Source organism: Actinomadura sp. NPDC048032 (genome assembly GCF_040653175.1).
Taxonomy (GTDB): domain Bacteria; phylum Actinomycetota; class Actinomycetes; order Streptosporangiales; family Streptosporangiaceae; genus Spirillospora; species Spirillospora verrucosospora.
Map to the genome: position 1 here is coordinate 1 of NZ_JBEZJP010000675.1, position 2,682 is coordinate 2,682.

The 2,682-nt window shown below is 69.6% G+C and carries 3 protein-coding genes; 2 read left to right on the forward strand and 1 reads right to left on the reverse strand.

The features are described from left to right. Window positions 1-315: 315 nt before the first annotated feature. Window positions 316-678 carry an SCO6880 family protein gene (locus tag AB0C69_RS40910; protein WP_360361993.1) on the forward strand — a complete coding sequence of 121 codons (363 nt, stop codon included), beginning with the start codon at window positions 316-318 and terminating at the stop codon, window positions 676-678. A gap of 214 nt (window positions 679-892) precedes the next feature. Here the strand turns inward: AB0C69_RS40910 and AB0C69_RS40915 are convergent, their stop codons facing one another. Beyond that, the gene (locus tag AB0C69_RS40915; RefSeq protein ID WP_360361996.1) at window positions 893-1,162 is read right to left on the reverse strand and encodes a SpoIIE family protein phosphatase; all 270 of its coding nucleotides are present in this window, start codon (window positions 1,160-1,162) and stop codon (window positions 893-895) included. Between the two features lie 351 nt (window positions 1,163-1,513). Between AB0C69_RS40915 and AB0C69_RS40920 the strand changes: the two genes are divergently transcribed. Continuing rightward, complete coding sequence (locus AB0C69_RS40920; protein WP_360361999.1) at window positions 1,514-1,810, forward strand: hypothetical protein; 297 nt, start codon at window positions 1,514-1,516, stop codon at window positions 1,808-1,810. The last annotated feature ends 872 nt before the right edge of the window (window positions 1,811-2,682 follow it).

Below are 2,682 nucleotides of genomic sequence, written 5' to 3' on the forward strand. Positions count from 1 at the left end.
TGGACGGCGCCGGGCCGCAGCGGCGCGGTGCACGAGTGGGGCGAGCGCGTGGCCGTGCTGGCGATCGTCAGCGACGGTGGACCGGAGTCGCGGGACGCAACGGCCCGCTACGGACTGCTGACAGCGCGGGTCGGTGGCGTGGTGCGCGTCCCGTATGTGCGGATGCTTCGGCTCGTCAAGGACCGTCGAAGGTCGCCCTGCCGGGCAAGGCGCACCAGGCCCTCGCTGAGATCCGGCGCCTGGTCAGCGACGAGCATCGATGAGTCTGATCTCGTCCCTGCTCACCGCGTTCCCACTTGTAGGCGCGATTCATCGGTGGCGCTGAGCCTGGTCCGGGTCGGTGGCGTGCCGCTGGCGCGCGTCGTTCTGGCGCGGTGCCGCTGGCGTTGGGGCGTGTGGCGCGGCCACACCCGCTACCGGGCCGGCGTCGTCATCGACCACCCCCGCGCGTTCCAGCTCCCGGGCGTTCTCGCGCCGCTGACGCTGCTCAGTGCCGAGGACGGCTACGGCGGCCGGTACGGAATCGTGTGGGACCGCCGCGCCGGCCTGCTGACCGCCACCCTCCGCGTCGTCCCCGCCTCGACCTGGCTGGCCGACCGCAGCGACGCCGACACCTGGATCGCCTCCTGGGGCGGCTGGCTCGCCGCGCTCGGGCACATGCCCCCGTGCGCTGGGTGAGCGTGACGGTCGACACCGCGCCGGAGCCTGGCTCGACACTACCCCCGCCCCGTCGCATCCGCTCTTGCGGGTGACTCCCGACGCCGCGAGTGGGTGTCGGATGTTCGGACGGCGATCATGGCGATGTCATCGGTGTCGGTGATGGGCAGGTCGGCCAGATGGCCGTCGCACACCTGGTCCAGGGATCGGCGTGCGAGTGCATCACCGCCACCGGCTAACCGTCCTCGGCCTGTGTACGTCTACGTGTACTCGCCTCCGCAGCGGGAGTTGTACGCCGACAGCTGCCGCCGGCGGTCATCAGGAGCGGCGGCGGGTACCCGGCCACCGCATAGTTGAGCCGCCACCGGCCGGGCCCGGCCTCCTCGACGCGGGCCAGGGCACACGTCGCCGTCACTTCGGGCGCCAGCGTCTCCATCGCGTCGTTCAGCCGGCGCAGGATCTCCCCGGGCGGAGCGAGACGATCGGCGGTCAGCACACGCAGCATGCCTGCCTGCTCACGGGATGGTCACGGGCTTTGCAAGCCGGGCTCGCTACAACGAGGACACCTACGCAGAGGCCACGAGTGCGAGCTGGGCCGAACTCACCAAGGGCCCCGGAGCGGTCACTCGTCGGCCCCTTCCTGCGGACCTTCGAGGCCGAGTCGACTACACCGCCCTCCTGAACGACCCCGGGCCTCGGCCAGGTGATCAAGAGTTAGTGCAGTGAAAAGCACCAAGCGATGATCCCCTACTGCCTGCCGCGGCGTGACGTGCGGCAGGGAGCAGCGCGCACCACGCACGGGCCAGTAGTGGACTTCGGCTGTTAGTAGGCGTCTTGTGGGACCAGGATCGCGACCATGCGCAACGGCAGGGCCTGGTGGCCATGGCTGGCGGCACTGGCGGCAGTGGTCGCAGTCCTGGCGCTGGCGGCGGTGACCTTCGCCCCGCTGGCCGGTAAGGACGGGTTGCAGATCTCGGCGAACCGCGCCCAGCTCACCGGCGGGTTCGTGCTGGCCGCCGCCGTGCCACTGATTGTCGTGCTGCGGTGGGGCCGGCGGCAGTCCCGGGAGCTTTCCGCGGCGGTCGCCCCGGGGCCCGATGTGCCAAGTGCGGGGACGGTCCGGAGCGGCCGGACGGCCGGTAGGAAGATGTAGTAGTGGTTCCCACTTCCGGCCGTGCGGGGCGCGGAGAGCGGGGACGCAGGGGCCGGTCTTGCCGGTCCGGTCGTCCCGCCCCGGGTCCTGAAAGTACGCGGAGACCGGGGACGGAGAGGGCGGGACGAGCTACGGTCGCCGGCGGCCCCGCTCACCGCGAGCGCCAGGACTGTAAGTCCGACATAACGCATAACTTGTTCTGCCCTAAAGCCACTGCAAGTCGGACCTGTACGTCACGTCATCGGCTTGCGTGAACTCCCAGACGTACGCCCCCTCAGCCACCTCGTCGACGTCCACCAGGACCACGCCCCCGCGTCCGGCCCTCACACCTATCGCATTACCGAAATGATCATGGGGGCCGCCCGCCGCCGAGTTGTCGATCACGTATGACGGCCGGGCGGTGTCACGCGCGGGGGCAGGGGGTTACAGGTCAGCGCTCTATGACGGCCGTGACGGGCCTGCCATGACGCCGCGTGACACGGGCGCGTGACCCTCACGTCCTGGGTTCTGAATGCTGGCGGCCGCACTGATCGCTGATCCCTGAATCACGGGCGACCTACCGGACCGGACGTCCGGCCTCGACCAGATCCAACACCTTGCGGCGGAACTCCGGCGGGTAGCCCTTCCTGCGTGGCACACCGACCTCTTCTCGTTAGTGACTCCACGGAGGGCGGGGCACATCAGTGCACGCAGGCTAAAGAGGTGTGTACGCAGATGTAAGAACTGGCCGGACCACGGCTGGCATCCTGCAGAAGCAGGAGGAATACACCCTTCGCATTCTGGGTTCGGAGACACCCTCTGACGTTCAGGGAATGGTTTATGACTCGACAGCATCAGCGCGTTTCTGGGGCCTCGGGCAACGCGGCCGGTCC

Coding starts and splice junctions, on each gene's coding strand:
- AB0C69_RS40920 (WP_360361999.1), top strand. CDS start 1,514: ATGCGCAACGGCAGGGCCTGGTGGCCATGGCTGGCGGCACTGGCGGCA.
- AB0C69_RS40915 (WP_360361996.1), bottom strand. CDS start 1,162: ATGCTGCGTGTGCTGACCGCCGATCGTCTCGCTCCGCCCGGGGAGATC.